The 20,153-nt window shown below is 67.7% G+C and carries 14 protein-coding genes and 5 pseudogenes; 6 read left to right on the top strand and 13 right to left on the bottom strand.

Annotated elements, in window-relative coordinates; all coding sequences use genetic code 11:
* Positions 1–72: 72 nt before the first annotated feature.
* Together G6N24_RS08975 and G6N24_RS08970 are read left to right on the top strand one after the other, a co-directional pair.
* A complete protein-coding gene (locus G6N24_RS08975; protein WP_085161629.1) occupies positions 73–1,389 on the top strand; it encodes a cytochrome P450 in 1,317 nt (438 codons plus the stop codon).
* 251 nt (positions 1,390–1,640) lie between these two features.
* The gene (locus G6N24_RS08970) at positions 1,641–2,111 is read left to right on the top strand and encodes a nuclear transport factor 2 family protein (RefSeq protein ID WP_085161628.1); all 471 of its coding nucleotides are present in this window, start codon (positions 1,641–1,643) and stop codon (positions 2,109–2,111) included.
* Between the two features lie 343 nt (positions 2,112–2,454).
* Here the strand turns inward: G6N24_RS08970 and G6N24_RS08965 are convergent, their stop codons facing one another.
* From G6N24_RS08965 to G6N24_RS25465, 8 genes and pseudogenes are all read right to left on the bottom strand, one after another.
* Positions 2,455–3,582 (bottom strand): amidohydrolase family protein, encoded by a 1,128-nt coding sequence (locus G6N24_RS08965; protein WP_139822468.1) that lies wholly within the window; start codon positions 3,580–3,582, stop codon positions 2,455–2,457.
* An 11-nt stretch (positions 3,583–3,593) separates the two neighbouring features.
* On the bottom strand, positions 3,594–4,946 hold the full coding sequence (locus tag G6N24_RS08960; RefSeq protein ID WP_085161626.1) for a type I glutamate--ammonia ligase: 1,353 nt from the start codon (positions 4,944–4,946) through the stop codon (positions 3,594–3,596).
* A gap of 54 nt (positions 4,947–5,000) precedes the next feature.
* The gene (locus tag G6N24_RS08955; RefSeq protein ID WP_085161625.1) at positions 5,001–5,495 is read right to left on the bottom strand and encodes a carboxymuconolactone decarboxylase family protein; all 495 of its coding nucleotides are present in this window, start codon (positions 5,493–5,495) and stop codon (positions 5,001–5,003) included.
* A gap of 72 nt (positions 5,496–5,567) precedes the next feature.
* Positions 5,568–5,909, bottom strand: coding sequence for an integrase core domain-containing protein (locus G6N24_RS24350; RefSeq protein ID WP_163745447.1), 342 nt, complete (start codon positions 5,907–5,909; stop codon positions 5,568–5,570).
* A gap of 60 nt (positions 5,910–5,969) precedes the next feature.
* A pseudogene (locus tag G6N24_RS24345) lies at positions 5,970–6,149 on the bottom strand (DDE-type integrase/transposase/recombinase); the annotation flags it as partial.
* A gap of 1,085 nt (positions 6,150–7,234) precedes the next feature.
* Positions 7,235–9,301 (bottom strand): MDR family MFS transporter, encoded by a 2,067-nt coding sequence (locus tag G6N24_RS08945; RefSeq protein WP_085155777.1) that lies wholly within the window; start codon positions 9,299–9,301, stop codon positions 7,235–7,237.
* Positions 9,302–9,387: 86 nt separating this feature from the next.
* Positions 9,388–9,867: a bacterioferritin gene (gene bfr / locus G6N24_RS08940; RefSeq protein WP_085155780.1), complete on the bottom strand. Its 480-nt coding sequence runs from the start codon at positions 9,865–9,867 to the stop codon at positions 9,388–9,390.
* A 280-nt stretch (positions 9,868–10,147) separates the two neighbouring features.
* A pseudogene (locus G6N24_RS25465) lies at positions 10,148–12,828 on the bottom strand (PE family protein).
* A gap of 284 nt (positions 12,829–13,112) precedes the next feature.
* Here G6N24_RS25465 and G6N24_RS08925 point away from each other — a divergent pair.
* Positions 13,113–13,310 (top strand): (2Fe-2S)-binding protein, encoded by a 198-nt coding sequence (locus tag G6N24_RS08925; protein ID WP_085155880.1) that lies wholly within the window; start codon positions 13,113–13,115, stop codon positions 13,308–13,310.
* Between the two features lie 268 nt (positions 13,311–13,578).
* On the opposite strand, the pseudogene G6N24_RS08920 reads toward G6N24_RS08925, so the two are convergent.
* The 4 genes and pseudogenes from G6N24_RS08920 to G6N24_RS08905 form a co-directional block, all read right to left on the bottom strand.
* A pseudogene (locus tag G6N24_RS08920) lies at positions 13,579–14,891 on the bottom strand (ISL3 family transposase).
* A 155-nt stretch (positions 14,892–15,046) separates the two neighbouring features.
* On the bottom strand, positions 15,047–15,499 hold the full coding sequence (locus tag G6N24_RS08915) for a TIGR03618 family F420-dependent PPOX class oxidoreductase (protein WP_085162236.1): 453 nt from the start codon (positions 15,497–15,499) through the stop codon (positions 15,047–15,049).
* A 9-nt stretch (positions 15,500–15,508) separates the two neighbouring features.
* Positions 15,509–16,210, bottom strand: coding sequence for an EthD domain-containing protein (locus tag G6N24_RS08910; protein ID WP_085162235.1), 702 nt, complete (start codon positions 16,208–16,210; stop codon positions 15,509–15,511).
* Positions 16,211–16,241: 31 nt separating this feature from the next.
* Positions 16,242–17,174: pseudogene (locus tag G6N24_RS08905) on the bottom strand (hydrogen peroxide-inducible genes activator); the annotation flags it as partial.
* 103 nt (positions 17,175–17,277) lie between these two features.
* Here G6N24_RS08905 and G6N24_RS08900 point away from each other — a divergent pair.
* On the top strand, positions 17,278–17,865 hold the full coding sequence (locus G6N24_RS08900) for a peroxiredoxin (protein ID WP_085162233.1): 588 nt from the start codon (positions 17,278–17,280) through the stop codon (positions 17,863–17,865).
* 19 nt (positions 17,866–17,884) lie between these two features.
* The gene (locus G6N24_RS08895; protein WP_085162232.1) at positions 17,885–18,421 is read left to right on the top strand and encodes an alkyl hydroperoxide reductase; all 537 of its coding nucleotides are present in this window, start codon (positions 17,885–17,887) and stop codon (positions 18,419–18,421) included.
* Between the two features lie 23 nt (positions 18,422–18,444).
* On the opposite strand, the gene G6N24_RS08890 is transcribed toward G6N24_RS08895, so the two are convergent.
* Positions 18,445–18,885, bottom strand: coding sequence for a DUF1810 domain-containing protein (locus G6N24_RS08890; RefSeq protein WP_179963476.1), 441 nt, complete (start codon positions 18,883–18,885; stop codon positions 18,445–18,447).
* 18 nt (positions 18,886–18,903) lie between these two features.
* Here G6N24_RS08890 and G6N24_RS08885 point away from each other — a divergent pair.
* Positions 18,904–20,144, top strand: a pseudogene (locus G6N24_RS08885) (alpha-hydroxy acid oxidase); the annotation flags it as partial.
* Between the last annotated feature and the right edge of the window lie 9 nt (positions 20,145–20,153).

The raw sequence follows: 20,153 nt of genomic DNA, 5'->3' as shown, positions 1-20,153 counted from the left end.
TAAGCCGGGCATCCTCGACCGGGCCTACGCTTGGTGAAATGACTTGCCGAGCCGCCGAGCGACGGAGGGACCGTGAAGGACAGATTGCACTGGTTCGCGCTGCACGGGGTTATCCGCGGCATGGCCGCGGTTGGGGCCCGACGGGGCGACCTGCAGGCCCGGCTGATCGCAGATCCGGCGGTCGCCGCCGACCCGGTGCCTTTCTACGACGAAGTGCGACACCACGGCCGCCTGGTCCGAAACCGCGCCAACTGTGTGACCGCCGACTATCGGCTAGCCCACGAGCTGCTGCGGTCGGACGATTTCCAGGCCGTCTCGCTCGGCGATAACCTGCCGACGCTCTTGCGCTGGCTGGAGCGGCGCACCCGCGACAATCTGCTACACCCGCTGCGACCACCGTCGTTGCTGGCCGTCGAACCGCCCGATCACACGCGCTATCGCAAGACCGTATCGGCCGTGTTCACCTCGCGCGCGGTCGCCGCGCTACGCGATCGGGTCGAGCGGACCGCGATCGGCCTCTTGGACCGGCTCGCCGAGCAACCCGGCGTCGTCGACGTCGTCGGGCCGTATTGCTCGCAATTGCCGATCACCGTCATCAGCGACATCTTGGGGGTGCCGGACCACGACCGTCGGCGCGTCCTGGAGTTCGGTGAACTGGGCGCACCGAGTTTGGATATCGGGGTGCCTTATCGGCAGTACCAGCGCGTGCAGCTGGGTATCAGCGGATTCAACTCTTGGCTGGTGGGGCATTTGCAGCAGCTGCGGCGCGCCCCCGGTGACGACCTGATGAGTCAGTTGATCCGGACGGCTGAAAGCGGTAGTCCCGAAACACGTCTCGACGAGACCGAACTCCAGGCCATCGCCGGGCTCGTGTTGGTCGCTGGCTTCGAAACCACAGTAAACTTGTTGGGCAACGGAATTCGCATGTTGTTGGATGTGCCCGCGCAGCTGGACACCCTGAGGCAGCGCCCGGAGCTTTGGCCCAACGCGGTGGAAGAAATCCTGCGGCTGGATTCGCCCGTCCAGCTCGCCGGACGGGTGGCCCGCAAGGATGTCGAGGTGGCGGGCGAGTCGATCAAGCGCGGCGAGTTGGTGGTGATCTACCTGGCCGCCGCCAACCGCGATCCGTCGGTATTTCCCGATCCGCACCGTTTCGATGTCGAACGCCCCAATGCCGGAAAGCATCTCGCGTTCTCGACGGGCCGCCACTTCTGCCTGGGGGCCGCCCTGGCGCGCGCCGAGGGCGAGGTCGGGTTGCGCACCTTCTTCGACCGTTTCCCCGATGTGCGGTCCGCGGGCGCCGGAAGCAGGCGCGAAACCCGGGTACTGCGGGGGTGGTCGACGCTACCGGTGATGCTGGGGCCGGCTCGGTCGATGGTTGGCCGGTGACCGGTTCCCGTGGGCGCGGCGAATATACAACGCGATTCGCGGTCGCTGAGCGGTCGGTGGGCGGAACCACATCGGACTGCACTTGCACGACCGGACGTTGGTCTCAGTGATCGATCGGCTGACGGTGATCCAGGTACCGGTCGCGTAGTAGCACGGGCCAGTATCGTTGACAAATGCGTGGTCGGCGCCGGGTTCGACGACCGGGCCGGCGCGGTTGACACCCGCGCGGTGACCGAGTTTATTGGCCTTCCATGACAGAAGTTTCGACGATCGCGGCCCGAGAAGTAGTACTCGGGATGTGGCAGGCACTGTCGCGGCGCGATTGGGATGCGGTCAAGACGTTCTTGTCGGAGGACTGCCTCTACGTCGACATGCCGGTCCCCGCCGTGGGTGCGCGCGGCCCGGACGACATCGTACAACGGCTCAAGGTCGGGCTCGAGCCGCTTGCCGGCTATGAGAACCACGACGGTCTGCTGCTGTCCAACGGGTCCGATGTCATGTACGAGCACGCCGAGACATGGACGTTCGCAACAGGCGAGCACGGTGTGCTGCGATTCGTCACCGTGCACAAAGTCACCCTGCAAGACGGTGAAGCGAAAATCGCGGTCTGGAAGGACTATTGGGACATGGCCAGCCTCACCAGCTTCGCGCCTGCTAACTACTTCGGGAACCTGGCGAATGGGGATGCGAGCTGGGTTTTCGACGCGACGGGCCTGGTCTAGCGACGCCGCCGACGTGGTACCCCTCGCGGTTGGACGGAGCGGCCAGCTGGTCACATCAGCCACGAGTCTCCGTGGGTTGGGTTGTTCGTTGTGCCCATCTCGGAGCGACAAATCCCTTGCGTGCCTTACGTTGTCGCTGTAATGCGGGCAAACTGTGCGCCGGGTGGACCCAAGGGTTCGTGGGGCCGACGCGACTACCGCAGCCCAGGACACCGCCGATCGAGTGACGAAATCAGCAACGCTACGCGTTCCACTGCCGCGGTGGCGGCGGCACTGGGCTCCTCACGATCCACGGGGCCGACGCAGCCTGCGGCGCCACCAGGCCAGCGGCCAGCCTCGGCGCTCATTCCCCGGCAGCGCCGACGTGGTAGATGCGGGCGGCGTTGCGCCGGGCAATGAGGTCGACGACCCGGATCGCATCGGTCTCGCTCCAGTCGCCGCTATTCACGAAGTTCCGCAGTACCCGGTGAATACCGTTGCGCCACAACGCTGCGCCGAGGAAGTGCAGCTCCGCGGGTCCGAACCCATCCGACGAGTAGAGGATCTTGCGGAAGGGCGCCAGCTCGAGCAGCCGGGCGATGAAGGCCGGTGCCCTAGCCCCCAGGTAGCTCACGCTCAACCCGCCGTCGAGATAGACGTTGTTGAAGGCCTGGGCCAGATAGCCGGCTTCGCGCTCGTAGGGATAGCAGTGCAGCAACACGATCGGCGTCTCCCCGGACTGCCGCAGAAAGTCGAGCAGGTACAGCGGGTTGGTCTTGTGCAGGTCGCAGTCCCGGTCGCCGAAGCCGACGTGCAATTGCAGCGGCTTGCCCAGGCGCAGCGCCTGGTGCAATCCGAAACGCAGTAGAACGCGATCGCATAGCCGGGTGCCGCCGCGGTCGCGCCACCGGGAGGCGGCCTCGGCCACCTGCGAGGCGGGCGGCTCGGTCAGGTCGCCGTCGAACCCTCCCCGGTAGGCCAGGATGGACTTGGTGCCGACCGCGGTGGCCGCGCGCCGGCGCAGGATCTCGTCGAAGGCGGACGCGTAGTCGCCCGGTGCCCGTGCCGCCTGCTCGGCCACCTGCTCGAGGCGCACCACCTCGTGAGCCCGGCCCCCGGACAGTTGGCTCAGCTGGGTGACGTCCGCAACACCATCAATCCCGGTGTCCACCAGCCAGTCGCTGACTGCGGCGGCTCGCAGAAACAAGCGGGCCAGCTCGGCTTCGCTGAACTGGCTGCGGCGCTCCCAATACGCCTGTGGATCGACATGGTGAGGCAGCCCCAGGACGGGAGCACAGCGGTTGCGTATGGCGAAGCCGAGTTGTGAGTCGAACCCGGAATCGAAGTCCGCAAGCGGTTCGGTGTTGGCCTCGTTGATCGCGTTCTCGAACCGCTGCCGGTCCCCCGCGTTCAGCCAGCAGCCGTGCACGTGCTGGTCGACCAGCGCCACTTCGCCGATGTGATGGGCCAAGGCCGAGGAGTCGGACCCCATGACAGGCTCGGTCATAGGCTCCAGGCCATGCGGAACTTTTCGGCGAGCTGCTCGGGGTCGAGGTCGCCGTAGCGGTCATGCTCCAGCCGGCGGACGGCGACCACCATGTCGACCACGGGATCGCCGAGGATTGTTCGCAGCAGCTTCGAATTATCAAGCGCGGCAATCGTTTCAACCTGACCTTCGGGCAGTCGCACGATGCCGGCGTGATCGCGGTCCGAATCGGAGAGCTTCGCTGGGTCGATCGTCGTTTCCGGCGGCAGCGCCAATTCGTGCTTGATTCCGTCGAGCGCCAGCCCGAGGATCGCCGCCGAGGCGAGGTACGGGTTCGCCGAGGGATCGACCACTTTCACCTCGACATTCCCGCCATAGGGGTTTCCGGGGCCGCTCTTAACGAATCGCACTGCCGCCTCACGGTTCTCGGTGCCCCAACAGGCATACACCCCGGCCCAGTTACCGGGGCGCATCCGCAACCCGGACACGATCGATCCGCACAGGATGCCCTGGGCTTGCGGCAATCCGCGCAGTAGCCCGGCCACCGCACCCTCCCCCGCCCGCGTCATGCCCGCCGCGCCTGGCCCGTCGGAAAACAACGGGCCTTCCGGGGTGCTCAATGAGAAGTGCTGGTGGGCACCGGATCCGACGCTGCCCGCGAAAGGTGACGGCGACAGGCTGACGCGCAGCCCGTGGCGGCGGGCAGCGCGGCCGATGATCATCCTGGTCAGCACCAGCTGGTCGGCGGCGGCCACCGGCCCCAGCGGCGTCAACGAGATCTCGAACTGGTTGGCCCCGTACTCGGGATGGAACTGCTCGATCCCCACGCCGGCCGCCGCGGCCGCGGAGTTGACATCGCGCACAAAGGCTTCGTGCTCGAGGATGCCGGCGAGGCCGTACTGCGCCCACAGCGTCGACGGCAGCCGGCCACCGTCCGCATCGACGAGGAGGAATTCGATTTCGTGGCCGATCACCGCGTCGATGCCGGCTTCGGCAAGCGCCGCCTCGATCCGGCCGAGGGTTCCGCGGCTGCACACGGGGACGGGGGTGCCGTCCTGCTCGAAGAACGCGGCGGGTGCCCAGGCCAGCCCGTCGCCGACAATGCGCAACGCCGAAAGGTCGATGCGCAGGCGCTGATCGCCGACCACACCGACGTCCTCGGTGAACGCGATGCCGCTCTGGTCGATGGCGAAGGCATGCCACGACGGGCTGGCGCCCAAGCCGGGATCGGCGAAGGTGTTGGTCCGCCGTATCGGCACCGTCTTGGCGTGCGTGAGCCCGGCTGGGTTGACGACGGTGCCGATGACGGTGTCGACGCCCTCGGCCTCCAGTTGGGCGATCGCCGCGGCGGCAAGCGGTGTGGCGGTCATGGCTGCCATTCTGCAGCGTGAGCCGGCCCCGGAGACGCAGGCTGCTCGGTGGCGCTATGCGCGGCTGGGCAGGGTGAGCTTGCAGGCCTGGCCGATATCCAGGGTCCGCAGCACCCTTCCCATGCCCACCCACAGCGCGCAGGACAAGGCCAGGTCGGCAAGCAACTCCTCGGAGAAGTGTTCGCTGCAGCGTTTCCAGAAGTCTTCGTCGTCGCGCAGCGCCGTGTGCCCGGTGGCGAACCGATGCGCGAATTCGGCAGCCAGCCTTTCCTGCGGGCTGTATCCCGGCCAGGTGCGCCACTGCAACGCGTGCTCGTACAGCTCCTCGTCCACACCCGCGGCAGGGCCGTCGGCATCGCGGGTGTTGACGCAGACAACGCATTCGTTGTCGTGGGCAATGACCGCTCGCGCGAGCTCGCGTGTGCGCATCGGCAGCCGGTTGCAGGTGTAGACCGCCCGGCTGAAGTTGGCGAGCGCGCCGCCGAGTTCGGGGGATTTCACGACCCAGCCGGCAATGTCGTCGTCAGCGAATGCTCCGATTCGGCTCATGGCGTGATGGTACGCCGAGCGGCACGTGTCCGGGCCTGCGGTAGCTGTCAAGGTGTTTGAGACAGCGTCTCACTATGTGGACACTATTTTCGGTTGTGGGGTCGGTGGGTTGATCCATGCCGCGGTCGGTAGTTTCGGGGGCTGTGGTGGGCTGCTAAACCGGTTGGGGTTGGCGGCGTAGGCATCGGCCATGACCCGGGCTCGTTTGGCCTGGATGTCGGCGGCGGTGCCGAAGTACACCGACGCCGGTGTGTGCAGGCCGAGCGCGGAATGGCGGTGCTCGTGGCGCAGGTAGTCGAAGAAGTCTTTGCACCAGGTGCGGGCGTGCTCGATCGAGTCGAACCGTTCGGGAAAATCGTTGCGGTACTTCAGCGTTTTGAACTGGGATTCGCTGAACGGGTTGTCGTTTGACACCCGTGGGCGCGAGTGGCTGCGCGCCACGCCGAGGTCGATTAGCAGCTGGGCGACGTTCTTCGACGTCATCGCCGAACCCCGGTCGGCGTGGATCGCGCCGGGCCGCCCGTGTAGCGCGGTCAGCTCGGCCATCCAGTCCTGGGCGATGTCGGCGTCCTCGTGGTACTCGACGCGCCAGCCGACGGGGTAGCGGCTGAAGATGTCCAGCATCACGTAGAGCTGGTAGAACTCGCCGCGCACCGGTCCCGCCAATTTGGTGATGTCCCAGGACCACACGTCGTTGGGTTGGTGGGCGACCAGCTCGGTTTGACCCGCGGCGGGTGTGTGGCTACCCGCCGCCGTTCGCGGGTCATGTTGTGCGTGCGCAGGATCCGGTACATCGTGGACTGCGAGCACAGGTAGACGCCCTCGTCGAGCAGCTCGGCCCACACGGGCGACCGCCTTGTCGGCGAAGCGCGGCTGGCACAACACCGTAAGGATCTGCGTGCGCTCGGCCGCGTCGAGCGATGGGCGGCGGTCCGCTCGGCCCGGGTTTGCGGCGTGGACCGGCAGGGCGGTTGCGCTGCCGATACAGGCTCGCGCGCGGCTTGCCCAGCAGCGCGCACGCCTTCGCGGTCGAGGTCAGCCGCTCCACCTCGGGCAGCAACTGTGCGATCACTTCTTCGACCCGGGCCGCGTGCCCGTGCTCTCGGAGAGCGTCTCCAAGAGCGCGTGTGCTTTTCCCACCAGATCCAACGCGGCCCTCGTGCGTTCAAGCTCGGCCTCGGCCCGTTCGGCCCGCTTCCGTAGCCGTTCGATCTCGGCCTGGTCGCGGTCCTACCACGACCGCCTGACCGGGCCAGCCCGTCCAACGCGCCCGCGTCGCGCGCTCGGCGCCACTCCACGATGTGCGATGAGTACAGGCCCTCACGCCGAAGCAGCGCACCCCGCGCACCCGGCTCGGTCAACGCGTCGTACTCGGCCACAATGGCCGCCTTGTACTCCGGGGTGAAGTTGCGCCGCCGGGGACGATCCGCCCGCGGACCCTGGGCCGAATCGGTTCCCACGCCTTCATCATCGGCGCTACCCTTCCGGACCTCAGCCAAAGTCGCCGTCATTGTTCGTTGCAATCCTTACTTGCCCTCAATACCTGGTCAGATATTTTCGAACCCTGCTGTCTCAACTAACCCTGCCAGAGAGGGTGCGGTGGGCGTCGGGCATCGATCCCCACGGTCGTCGGCGCGCTGTGGCGCCAATCCCGTTGGGCCAGAAGCCGATACTGTGCGGGCGGAGATCGGGTTGGCGGCTCGGCATGCGCCCGGTCGCGTGTTCGGCCCACAAGGCGGCTATTTGGTCAGGGCGAGGCTACCCGGCTGCGTCAGATCCTGATACCAATCGCCCTCGGCCAGAACGTGATGCGCGATGCGGCCCAGTGCGGCCTCCACTTCACGCTTGTCGGGTCGGTCCTCTGACCCCGGTGATCCCACGAGGTTGTCCACCGTCCACTCGAGGATCAAAGTCGTTAGCACATCGACCTGCTGGAGCCCGGATTGACTGAGCGACAGTGTGTCGCCGTCGACCAGCACGTAACCGTTGTCAGCCAGTCGGTCGAATGTCGGTTTCAGAACCTCGATGGGCACATGCAGGTGCTTGGCGATGTCGCTCAGCCGCGCCGTGCCGAACAACTGCTCGTATTGGTTGATCCGCAACACGCCCCACAGTTCGGCGGCGTCGAGCACACAACCGGATTGGGCTGCGATGCTGCGCAGGCGCTCATCCGGCGTGTTGTGCAACATGCGCCAGATCGCGGCTTCCAACACCGCGTCCCGCGATCCGCCGCAAGGCATACCGAACCCGTCACCGAGGTGGCCGGCGCTGTTGTGGATCTGCCCGATCGGCGCATCGCGCAGAAACAGCGCGACGATGAATCCGACCAGCGCCACCACGGCAGCCCAAAAAAAGACCTGCGTCAGCGACTCGGCATAGGCCCGGACGAAAGGTGCGGCGACGTCAGCGGGTAGCCGGTGCAGGGCCGTCGGCGAGCTGACCGCCGTCCCGGACACATCGCTACCCGACAGTGCGGGGGCCATTCGCCGGTTGAGGAAGTTCGCGAACAGTGTCCCGAATATCGCCGCACCAAACGAACACCCGACCGCACGGGAGAAGGTCACACCCGACGTTGCGACACCCAGGTCCTCGAAACAGGAGGTGTTCTGCACGATGAGGACCAGCAGCTGCATAGACAGCCCGATCCCGGCACCCAAGACGACCAGGTACAGCGACTGTACGACAGCCGGCGTCGACGTGTGCATCTGCGACAGCAGCAGAAATCCGACCGCGATCAGCGCATTGCCAGCGACCGGAAAGAGCTTGTACCCAGTCCGGCTGACCAGCGCGCCGCTGCTGATCGAGCCGATCAAGATGCCGATCACCATCGGCAGCGTGCGCAGACCTGACGTCGTCGCCGAGGCGCCGTTGACATACCGCAGAAAGAGCGGCTGGAAGATAAGTGCGCCCAGCATCGCGAATCCCACCGCGAAAGCAAGCGCACAGCACACGGCGAATATCGAACTGCGAAATAGGCGAGGCGGCAGAATGGGCGCGCTCGCGCGGCTTTCCACCCATACGAAGAATCCCAGCGCCGCCGCCGAGCCGGCGAACAGCCCGATAATCACGGGCGAGTCCCAGGCGTAGTTGGTGCCGCCCCAGCTGGTGGCCAGGATGAAGCCCGTCGCACCCAACACCACCAACAGGATCCCGAGGTAGTCGATGACCGGCCTGGGGCGTTGGGGCAGCGCCGGAATAGCCGTTGCCGCCAGCACCAGCACGACCAGCGCGACCGGCATGTCGATCCAAAACGCCCACTGCCAGCTCAATCGTTCACTGAGGTAGCCGCCCACCAAGGGACCGGCCACCGTCCCGATCCCGAACACGCCCCCCAAGATGCCCTGGTAGACGCCGCGATGCCGTAATGGCACGACATCTCCGACCAGTGTGCTCGCCGTGACGCTGATAACGCCGGCGCCCATACCTTGGAGCGCCCGAAAGATCACCAGCATCGTCATGTACTGCGACAGCCCGCACAGCGCAGAGGCGATGGCGAACAGCACGACAGCTGCCAGGAACAACCGCTTGCGGCCGAACAGGTCACCGAGCTTGCCGGCGAGCGCGACGACGCTGGTCGCGCCGAGCAGAAAGCTGGTGACCATCCAGGACTGGTGCTCGGCATCGCCCAGATCATCGACGATTGCGGGAAGCGCCGTCGCGACAATCGTCGCTCCCAGCGCCGCGAGCAGCATCGCGAGCACGAGCGCCACGAAGATGAGGTTGCGTCGTTGCCGGCTGATCGGTGAGCCGCCGGCATGTGCGTCCGGGAGTTCGGTGGCCTGTGCGATTGCGGTCGGGCTCGTCATGCTCGCTCCCATCGACGTTGCATCAGGTGATGCCGCAACCCGCTGTGAGCGTTTCGAACATTACCCCGCCGAGCCTCGAACTGGGGTCACTTCGGCGGGCGGGCGACGCACTGCGCCGAGTACAGCTCCTCGCCGAGCTTGTCCATCAGCTCCAGCTGCGTTTGCAGATAGTCGATGTGCAGTTCCTCGTCGGCCACGATCTTCTCCAGCAGTACGGCGCTGGTGGTGTCCTGCTTCTCCCGGCACATGATGATTCCGGGCTTGAGCCGGTCCAGCACCTCGAACTCGATCGCCAGATCGGCCTCGAATTGCTCGCGCAGCGTCTGGCCCACGCGCAGGGAAAAGAGGCGCTGGTAGTTCGGCAGCCCGTCGAGCAGCAAGATGCGGTCGGTGATCTCCTCGGCGTGCCGCATTTCGTCGAACGACTCCGCGCGGGTGTGCGCCGCCAACTCGGTAAAGCCCCAGTTCTCTTGCATCTTCGAATGCAGGAAATACTGGTTGATCGCGGTGAGTTCGGCGGTCAATTGCTCGTTGAGCAGGCGCAAAACGTCCGGATCACCTTGCATGATCACTCCTAGGCGTGTGAGGGCTGTCGGGTCGGGCCGCCGCAGGTGGGCCGGGCTGGAGCACCACGTGCGGGGCTGTGGCAGCGCCGTTGTGCGGTGCCGGCTCTGAATCTAGTGCAGCAAGCGGCCATCGGCGCCACCTTTGGCGGGTCGTCGGCGCGTCACAAAACCGGAACTCCGTCCGGTTAGCCGGGGTAACCACCACCGACCAGCGGCGCAGCCGACATCGGTGGCCACACCGCGATCACGACGGCGCGCGGGACCCACCGTTAAGCGCCGACTACCCGTTGGACCCGTTCTGTCCCAGCAGCGACCCGCCGGTACCACCGGTGCCGCCGGGCCCACCGGAGTCACCGGGCCCGCCGTCCCCGCCGTCGCCGATCAACCGGGCATTGCCGCCATTGCCGCCGGCGCTCGCGACGGCCGCCGCGCTGGCCCCGGCGGCCCCGCCGGCACCGCCGTCGCCGATCAGCGCGGCGGTGCCGCCGTTGCCGCCGGCGCCGCCGGCGGCCAGGGTGCTGGGCCCGCCGGAGCCACCGGCCCCGCCGTGGCCGAACCACTGGGCGCCGTTACCGCCATTCCCGCCGCTGCCGCCAGGACTGCCGGCAATGCCGGCCGCGCCGCTTCCTCCGGCGCCGCCGCTGCCGACCAGGCCGACCGCGTGGCCGCCGTTACCGCCGGTCCCGCCCACGCCGAGGGTTGCCCCGGCGTTGCCGCCGTGACCGCCGTCGCCGAGCAGCGTCCCCCCGTTACCGCCGTTGCCGCCCGCGCTGTCCAAGCCGGCCCCGCCGCCGTGACCGCCGTTGCCAATCAGTCCGGCGTTGCCGCCGTTGCCGGCGGTGCCGGACACCTCGGCGGCCCCGCCGTCACCGCCGTTGCCGAACAGCCACCCGCCGTTGCCGCCCTTACCGCCGACCCCACCGACGGCGCCGATGCCGCCTTGGAATCCGCCGTGACCGCCGTGACCGATCAGCCGAGCATCCCCGCCGGGCCCGCCGCTGGCCCCACCCCACCAGTCGGCGCCACCGTCACCCCCATTGCCCCACAACAACCCGCCGACCCCGCCGGCCCCGCCGGCCCCACCGACACTTGCCAAGCCGCCCCGCCGGCCCCGCCGGCCCCACCATGGCCGAACAACCCAACAGCGGCGCCCCCGGCCCCACCGGCCCACCGGCAGCTGCGGTGCCCAGCCCGCCGACCCCACCGACACCACCATTGCCCCACAGCCACCCGCCGGCCCCGCCGGCGCCACCGGCAAAACCGCTCGCCCCCGGCCCGCCGGCACCGCCGTTACCGCCATTGCCGATCAACCCCGCGGCCCCACCAGCCCCACCGGGCTGACCCGCCAAACCATTACCCCCATTACCGCCGTTGCCGAACAACAACCCCCCAGCCCCACCAGGCTGCCCCGGCGCCCCATTGGCACCATCACCGATCAGCGGACGCCCCAACAACGCCTGCACCGGCGCATTCACCACATCGAGCGGATCCCCCAATAGCGTCCCGGCCGTGCCGTTGGCACCGGCGGGCCCACCGGAGTCACCGGGCCCGCCGGGCCCGCCGTCGCCGATCAACCGGGCATTGCCGCCGTTACCGCCGGCGCTCGCGACGGCGGCCGCGCTGGCGCCGGCGGCGCCGCCGTCCCCGCCGTCGCCGATCAGCCCAGCGGTGCCGCCGTTACCGCCGGTGCCGCCGGCCGCTGCATCGCTGGACCCGCCGGACCCACCGCCCCCGCCGTGGCCGAACCACTGGGCGCCGTTACCGCCATTCCCGCCGCTGCCGCCAGGACTGCCGACAAAGCCGGCCGCGCCGCTTCCTCCGGCGCCGCCGCTGCCGACCAGGCCGACCGCGTGGCCGCCGTTACCGCCGGTCCTGCCCACGCCGGTTGCCCCGGCGTTGCCGTGACCGCCGTCGCCGAGCAGCGTCCCCCCGTTACCGCCGTTGCCGCCCGCGCTGTCCAAGCCGGCCCCGCCGCCGTGACCGCCGTTGCCAATCAGTCCGGCGTTGCCGCCGTTGCCGGCGGTGCCGGACACCTCGGCGGCCCCGCCGTCACCGCCGTTGCCGAACAGCCACCCGCCGTTGCCGCCCTTACCGCCGACCCCACCGACGGCGCCGATGCCGCCTTGGAATCCGCCGTGACCGCCGTGACCGATCAGCCGAGCATCCCCGCCGGGCCCGCCGCTGGCCCCACCCCACCAGTCGGCGCCACCGTCACCCCCATTGCCCCACAACAACCCGCCGACCCGCCGGCCCCGCCGGCCCCACCGACACTTGCCAAGCCGCCCCCGCCGGCCCCGCCGGCCCCACCATGGCCGAACAACCCAACAGCGGCGCCCCCGGCCCCACCGGCCCACCGGCAGCTGCGGTGCCCAGCCCGCCGACCCCACCGACACCACCATTGCCCCACAGCCACCCGCCGGCCCCGCCGGCGCCACCGGCAAAACCGCTCGCCCCCGGCCCGCCGGCACCGCCGTTACCGCCATTGCCGATCAAACCCGCGGCCCCACCGGCACCGCCGGGCTGACCCGCCAAACCATTACCCCCGTTGCCGCCATTGCCGAACAACAACCCCCCAGCCCCACCAGGCTGCCCCGGCGCCCCATTGGCACCATCACCGATCAGCGGACGCCCCAACAACGCCTGCACCGGCGCATTCACCACGTTCAGCACGGCCGAGGCGTTGGCCGCCTCGGCAGCCGCATACGACCCCGCACCGGCGGTCATCGCCTGCACAAACTGGGCATGAAACACCGCCGCCTGCGCGCTCAACCCCTGATACGCCTGGGCGTGCGCGCCGAACAACGCCGCAACAGCCGCCGACACCTCGTCACCCCCGGCGGCCAACACCCCCGTCGTCGGGGCCGCCGCCGCCGCATTGGCCGCACTAATCGCCGACCCGATACCGGCCACATCCGATGCTGCCGCCGCCACCATGTCGGGCACCGCCACCACAAACGACATCACGGCCTCCCCTCAGCGCAAACACATCACGAGTACGGACATGATTCGCACCGAGAATATCGCGATCCGGCCACGACATCCGACGGTTACATCGACAGATACCAACGGATTCCGAGAAAACGACTGCAACTGGCGGCTACCGGGATGAGCCGGAGGCTTAGGTTAGACTCCGCTAACCTACTTAGGTTAGACTCCACTAACATGGGTCCGGTTTATTGGGCGCCGCAGCCGGCCGTCCCGACGACGCGGGATGCGATACGTGAGCGCGCGGCGGGGGTTGGCTGATGTATGTATGCCTGTGTGTCGGGGCCACCAGCCAGACCGTCTCCGAGGCCGTCGCGCGTGGCGCATCGACATCCAAAGAGATTGCCGCCATGTGCGGGGCCGGCGGCGACTGCGGGCGTTGCCGTCGCACACTCCGGGCGATCATCGCCGCATCCCGACTCGTCCCAGCACAACTCGAACCCGCCCCGTCGCGCTAGCGAGGGCGTGTGCTGAGAGCCAACCTCCCGGCGAACAGTCGCAAAAGCGCCCGAAAAGGGTGCTCCTGACCTATCCGTGGGTTGATGGGTTGGAAGTTTCTTCTTGCTCCCTTCCGCGATAGTTGCTCGTTGGCGCTGCCTGCGTGGGAGGTGTCCATGTGGAGCCCCCCGAGCGCAGCGAGGCGGAACGACATGGACACCGACGCGCGGGTGGCGCAGAATCGGCGACGCTGCGGAAGGGGCCCGCCAGGGGTGCCCTGGTGGGGTGTTAGCCGCGGCCGGGCAGTGTGGGGCGGTGGCCGCCGAGGGCGAGCATGGCCAGCGCGATCAGTGCGGCGGGGTTGTGAAACCCGAACGCGACGCGGGTCAGGACCCGGATTTTGGTGTTGGTGGATTCGATCAGTCCCTGGGACAGGCCGTGGTCGAGGGCGGCGTCGATGGCCTGGCGGTGGCGCACGATGCGGCCGGCCAGCTCGACGAATACCGGGATGCGGCAGCGCCGCGCCCAGGAGATCCACCGGTCCAGGGCCTGTTTGCCTTCCTCGCCCTTGACCGAAAACACGTGCCGTAGGCCCTCTTTGAGCAGATAGGCACGGTATAGCCGGGGATCGGTCTTGGCGATCCAGGCCAGTTTGGCGGTTTGACGTTCGCTGAGGTCTTCGGGGTTTTTCCACAGCGCATAGCGGGCACCCTTGAGCCGCCGTGCCCGCTCATGACCCGGCCGCGGCGCGGTGTTCTTGGCGGGCCGGCCACGGCCCCATTTGGCCTCGGTACGCGCCAGCGTCCGCGCGTCATTCCAGGCCCGGCGCCGCTCGGCGTCCAGGGCCTCGGTGGCCCAGGCCACCACGTGAAACGGATCGGCGCAACGGATCGCGGCCGGGCAACGCTCGGCGACGACGTCGGCGATCCAGTCCGCCGCATCGGCGGACACATGGGTGATCTGCGCGGCCCGGTCGGCACCCAGCGCGTCGAAGAAGCGCCGCAGGGTGGCGGTGTCGCGTCCGGGCGCGGCCCAGATCAGGTGGCCGCTGTCGTGGTCGACCACCACCGTCAAATACTTGTGGTGGCGTTTGTAGGCAATCTCGTCAATGCCGATACGACGCAGATTGGCGAACCGATCGACGGTCTTTTCGGTGTCGGCCCACACCCCGGGCCACGACTGCCCCCACGGTGCGCCAGGCGATTCGCATCAGTTCGCACACCGCGGTTTTCGAGCAGGCCACCGCCAGCCAGGCCACCGTGTCATCAAAGGCAAACGTGTGTCCAGCATGGTGACGCGCCCACGGCACCATCACCACGGTCGGCCCATGGGCGGGGCAATTCACCCGCGGCGCCTCGGCCTCCAAAAAACACCCGGATCGTGCCCAAGTCCAAGCCCCGCCACCGCCGCGGTCCCTCACCCCGGTCATACCAGGGCGCCTTGCGTTGACAGCGGCCACAGCGGCCCGACATACCGCTGCGCGAGCGCACCCGCGCCACCACCAACTCCGCGCCATCGCCGTCTTCAGCGAACTCGATGTCCTCGATTACCGTGCGGCGGTCGACACCAAGCAGCGCACGCCATAGCCTCACATTGCGCACGTCGTTGCTGGCTCCTTTGGTTTCGGACCCTTCACAAGCCAGAAACCTTAAGCCACAACGGCGTGCGCCCCTACTTCGCTGCTATCCACCCACGGAACTGTCAGAAGAGCCCCGAAAAGCGTGCTTTTCGGGCGCTTTTGCGACTGTTCGCCGGGCTAGCCGTTGCTGTAGACGCGGGTGGGCTCGATCAGCACCACGGCACGCCGCTCGGCGGCCATCACCCGGTCGTACTCCGGCCAGTTGTCGTGGGTGCCGCCCGCTGCGGTGAACACCTCGCGCAGCAGCAGCCGCAAGCGGTCGGCATGAAAGTCTGGGCCCAGCCAGGCCTGCGGATCATCGGGGCCGGCCAGCTCCGCGCGGCCCTCGACCGTCGCCCATTGCCAGCCGTTCTTGAACGTGACGGCCAGTTGCGGCCGCGCCCGCAGGTTGGCGAGTTTGACCTTGCCATACGTGGTAAAGCCCAGGACCGGTTGGCCGCCCGCCGGGTGCGGCAGCAGGCCGACGTTGACCAGCGAAGCCTGCACGGTGCCGTCGGCGCGGACGGTAGAGACCACGGCGAGACCGCTTTCTGCCGCCGCCAGAGCCACGGCGTCTTTCAGTGTTGTCATGTGAGGTCCTCAATCCCGGAATGGTGTTCTGAATACGTAGCGACTAGTCGGCACGGTGTCGATGTTCTCGTTCGCGCCGAATGCGGTTGTGCTGGAGACCATCCGGCCAAGCCGGTGCCGCAGGTCGTTCTCGTCGGCGGCCCCGAAGAACGCCTTCACATCGGTGATCGCCTCCGCCGGGAACAACTCTTCGACGATGCCCGCGATTCCCGGTGCGCCGGGCGTCAGGGTCCGTACCACCCAGTTTTGGGTGTAGCCGAACGTCGCCTGCGTCTCGAGGGCCACCGTCGTATGGTCGCGTTGCCAACGGTTCAGCCACGTCTCCTGGTCCAGGCCGGCGGGCCGGCGCAATAGTGCGATGTTAGCCAAACCCGGTGTGCGAGAGCCCGACTCGAGTGCGGGCGCACGCATCGGAACCGACTCGGTCACCACGTACGCGCCGAGTTGCTCGCATTCCTGGGCCAGCAGGCGCAGCGCCGCCGCCGTCTGGGCGCCGTAGCATTGCTGGGTCCACAGGCTCACGACGGCGGCGACCGGCGGGTCCAGCGTCGTCAGCGTCATCAGAGAGTGACGCACCGCACTGTCCCGGACGTTGACCGAGAGCCCGGGAACACCCAGCCCCAAGAGCGCGTCGGCGACCGGCCCTCGTTGGCGGGCGCACCAAGCGTCATCCGGCTCGGGGCGCATGAGCACGGCGATTACCTTCTCCATGGGCCGAACTTAGTGTCTGGCCCGCCTGCTGTTTGACCAGGCGTACCGGCTGTTTATCGGAGACCAATTCTCCGATGATCCCGGCGAGCCGCCGATAGGACGCATCGCGACGACTGGAAGACCGAAACACCAGGCCGATCCGTCGTCCGGGGCGGGGTGCGGCAAACCGCGCGAGGCCGACCCGGCTGCGGGCGGCCTCGACGGGCACCGCGCTCTCCGGTATCAGCGTCACCCCCAATCCGCCCGTCACACATTGGACGGCGGTGGCCAGCGACGCTGCCCGGGTGTCGGCAAGTTCGGCCCGCACGCCGGCCTTCTCGCAGATGTCCAGGGCCTGATCGCGCAAGCAGTGGCCCTCGTCCAGCAAGAGCAGCGGCAAGTCCGCCAACGCCGCGGCGGGCACCCGACGCTTGCCGGTCAGCGGATGTCCGGGGGGCAGCGCCAGCACGAAATCCTCCTCGTAGATCGCAATCTCGGTGATCCCGGGCGATTCGGCGGGCAATGCGATCAGCGCCGCGTCCAGCGTTCCTTCGCGTAAGGCCGCCAGGAGGCGTTCGGTTTGGTCTTCCACGACGCGCACCGTCAGCACGGGCAGCCGGCGCTTCAGTCCCGCCAACACGGTGGGCAGCACGTAGGGAGCCACGGTGGGAATCAAGCCCAACCGCATGCTGCCCTGCAGCGGATCGGACGCCCCCACGGCGGCGCTGGTGAATGCGCTCGCCGCCTCGAGCACGGCTTGGGCGAGCGGCAGCAGTTGCGCACCTTCGGTCGTCACGCGGACCCGACGCGTGGACCGCTCGACGAGGTTGGTGCCGAGGCCGGCTTCGAGCGCGGCCAAAGCTTGCGATAGCGTCGATTGACTCACGCCGAGAGTTGCTGCCGCACTGCCGAAATGGCGCTTCTCCGCCACCGCGACGAACGCCCGCAGCCCGGCCAAGGTCGGGTGAAAACTCTTATCGGGCATACCTATGAGTATAGTGTGATATATCACCTTTACTTCACACCGGTCGCGCGGCAACATGGTGTCAGACGAGACTAATCTTGAATAAATCCAGATAAGGAGCGCCATGTCTCTGCTGACAATTGGTGAGCAGTTTCCCGCCTACCGTTTGACCGCACTGATCGGCGGCGACCTCTCCGAGGTCGACGCCCAGCAACCCGGTGACTACTTCACCACCATCTCGAGCGATGACCACCCGGGAAAGTGGCGGGTGGTGTTCTTCTGGCCGAAGGACTTCACCTTCGTGTGCCCGACCGAGATTGCCGCGTTCGGCAAGCTGAACGACGAATTCGAGGACCGCGACGCGCAGATCCTTGGCGTCTCGATCGACAGCGAATTCGTGCACTTCCAGTGGCGTGCGCAACACGAGGACCTCAAGAAAGTGCCCTTCCCGATGCTCTCCGACATCAAGCGGGAACTCGTCGGAGCCACCGGAGTGCTCAACGCCGACGGCGTCGCGGACCGGGTGACCTTCATCGTTGATCCCAACAACGAGATCCAATTCGTCTCGGCGACCGCCGGATCCGTAGGGCGCAACGTCGACGAGGTGCTGCGGGTCCTGGATGCCTTGCAGTCCGACGAGCTGTGTGCCTGCAACTGGCGCAAGGGCGACCCGACGCTCAACGCCGGTGAACTGTTGAAGGCTTCCGCCTGACACCCGATCGGAGAATGCGATGAGTGTAGAAAACCTCAAGGCCACGCTGCCTGAGTACGCCAAGGACCTCAAGCTCAACCTGGGTTCGATCACCCGCAGCGCCGCGCTGAGCGAGGAGCAGCTGTGGGGCACCCTGCTGGCCAGTGCCGCGGCGACGAGAAATGCGCACGTGCTGGGCGAGATTAGCGCGGAAGCGGCCGAGAACCTGTCGGCCGAGGCGTACAACGCGGCGCTGGGAGCCGCGTCGATCATGGGTATGAACAACGTGTTCTACCGTGGTCGCGCATTTCTGGACGGCAGGTACGACGATCTGCGTCCCGGATTGCGCATGAACATCATCGCCAATCCGGGCGTGGACAAGGCCAATTTCGAGCTGTGGAGCTTCGCCGTGTCGTCGATCAATGGCTGCGCGCATTGCATGGTCGCCCACGAGCACACGTTGCGGGAGGCGGGGATAAGCCGTGAGGCCGTCCTGGAGTCGTTGAAGGTCGCGGCAATCGTTTCCGGTGTGGCACAAGCGATCGCCGCTGCACAGACGCTGGCGCCTGTGGGCTGATCCTAATTGGCGGAGCCTGCAGCCTATCTGTCGGTGAGCCGGGCGACGGTCAGCGGATCCTCGTTGCCGCCGTAGTACTTGTCGAGCAACGCGACGAAGTCTGCGTTCTCGTCGGTGGCACGGGCGAACAGGGTCATCGACGAGCGCAGCTTGAGGTCGTCGGGCGAGCCGAAGATCTGCCCGATCGAGCGGTCCGGTACCTGGTTTACCAGCCGGGTGCACTCGGATAGCCGCGGCCCGAGCAGCTCATGTCGCAGATAGGCGCGGGCTTCCGCCAGCCCGGAGATGCCGTAGCGGGCCGCCGTCGGACTGCTGCCCAGCCCCCGCAGCTGCGGGAAGACAAACCACATCCAGTGGCTGCGCTTTCGTCCGGTGCGCAGTTCGGCGACGACGCTGCGGTAGACCGGAGCCTGCGCGTCCACGAATCGCTTCAGGTCAAACGGGTCGCCAGCCGGAGAAGTCACATGACTACGGTTGCACACATGGCGGTCAAACGACGAGTGCCCAGTATCCGAGACCTGGCGCCGCTGATCCAGTTCGAACGGCCGCAATTCAACCGCGCCAAACGCCGCCTGGACGCTGCGCTGACCATCGACGACTTGCGACGCATCGCCAAACGGCGCACCCCCAGGGCGGCCTTCGACTACACCGACGGCGCCGCCGACGACGAGCTGTCGCTGAAGCGCGCCCGACAAGCCTTCCGCGACATCGAGTTTCACCCGACGATCTTGCGTGACGTCACTAACGTGACAGCCGGATGGGACGTGCTCGGCCAGCCGGTGGTATTGCCGTTCGGGATTGCGCCGACCGGCTTTACCCGGTTGATGCACACCGAGGGTGAGATCGCCGGCGCACGGGCGGCGGCCGCGGCCGGGATCCCGTTCGCGCTGTCCACCTTGGCCACCTGCTCGATCGAGGACGTGGTCACCGCTGTGCCGCAGGGCCGCAAATGGTTTCAGCTCTACATGTGGCGCGATCGCGACCGCTCGGCGGCGTTGGTGAGGCGCGCGGCCGACGCGGGCTACGACACCATGCTGGTCACCGTCGACGTTCCGGTTGCCGGCGCGCGGTTGCGCGATGTGCGCAACGGGATGACGATTCCGCCGGCGTTGACGCTCCGAACGGTGCTCGATGCGGTCGGCCACTCGCGTTGGTGGTTCGATCTGTTGACCACCGAGCCGCTGGCGTTCGCGACGCTGGATCGCTGGTCGGGCACCGTCGGCGAGTACTTGAACACGATGTTCGACCCGAGCGTCACCTTCGACGACCTGGCTTGGATCAAGGCCCAATGGCCGGGCAAGCTCGTCGTCAAGGGCATCCAGACACTTGACGACGCCCGCGCCGTCGTCGATCGCGGCGTCGATGGCATCGTGTTGTCCAATCATGGTGGCCGCCAACTTGATCGGGCACCAGTGCCCTTCCATCTGTTGCCGACGGTAGCGCGTGAACTCGGCAAGGACACCGAGATCTTGCTGGACACCGGCATCATGTCGGGCGCCGACATCGTGGCCGCGATCGCGCTGGGAGCGCGCTGCACGCTGGTCGGGAGAGCCTACCTCTACGGTCTGATGGCCGGCGGTGAGGCGGGAGTCACGCGTGCGATCGAGATCCTCGCGGGCGGGGTGCTCCGGACCATGGCGCTGTTGGGTGTGACGTGCCTCGAGCAGCTTTCGCCCAAGCACGTGACGCAGTTCCGTTAGTCCGGCGAGTAGGGGCACCCACCCAGGGCGAG

The sequence above is a fragment of the Mycobacterium lacus genome, from assembly GCF_010731535.1.
Lineage (GTDB): Bacteria > Actinomycetota > Actinomycetes > Mycobacteriales > Mycobacteriaceae > Mycobacterium > Mycobacterium lacus.
Note: the sequence above shows the minus strand (reverse complement) of the source record. Positions and strands in the feature narration are given on the sequence as shown.